At 64.1% G+C, this 643-nt stretch carries 1 protein-coding gene and 1 pseudogene; both read right to left on the reverse strand.

All coding sequences use genetic code 11. The annotated features are described in order from the left end of the window. Nucleotides 1–73 precede the first annotated feature (73 nt). Nucleotides 74–289, reverse strand: a complete 216-nt coding sequence (locus QSK21_RS35925) for a hypothetical protein (protein WP_285702224.1) — start codon at nt 287–289, stop codon at nt 74–76. A gap of 98 nt (nt 290–387) precedes the next feature. After that, nucleotides 388–643, reverse strand: a pseudogene (locus QSK21_RS35930) (hypothetical protein); the annotation flags it as partial.

A 643-nucleotide genomic window follows, 5' to 3' on the forward strand; every position in this document is an offset into this window, starting at 1 on the left:
GAGAACAGGAAGCGGTACGAGCCGTCGGCTGTGCCGAAGTAGTACCCCCATTGTTCGTTTCTCTTGATGGCGATCACCCGCACTCCGCGAGGGCATCTTGCGAGCGGAACACCTTGAGGTTAGGTGGGTACTCGTGATGCCGGAACAGGACGTGAAGGCGAGCCCGCTCCGCCATGTCGGTGAAGTCGTCGAGGTGGCCGATTTCGACCCTGTACCGCCGGTGTGTGAGGTACCACCAGCCCAGGTTTGTCCGCGCGCAGAAGGCGCGCAGACGGGTCAGCATCCCCATAGGACGCCCTCTCCTTTCCATGGTTTGTGCTTGCCTGTTTCCACTCGATGGGAAGTGCGGATGATCGGCGTGGATTCGTGTTGCCTTGCGGGCATGGCTCACCGCGTTCGGATACGCGACCACACCCATTTGCCCGCCGGGGGTGTCGGCGTCACTCCGTATTGCGACGACAGCGCTTTCACGATCGGCAAGCCCCATCCGCCCGTCCCGTCATCGTGGCCGGGATCCAGGGCATGCGGGTCGGGCTTGATGTCCGCCGGCGACAGGTGCTCGACAGGCGCGGAAATGGGCAGCGCGTTGGAGGCATCCCACACGCCCAGCAGAACCGCTCCCGGTTCCCGCGTGAACCGGGTC

This window comes from Actinomadura sp. NBRC 104412, assembly GCF_030269515.1.
In the GTDB taxonomy this organism is placed as follows: domain Bacteria; phylum Actinomycetota; class Actinomycetes; order Streptosporangiales; family Streptosporangiaceae; genus Spirillospora.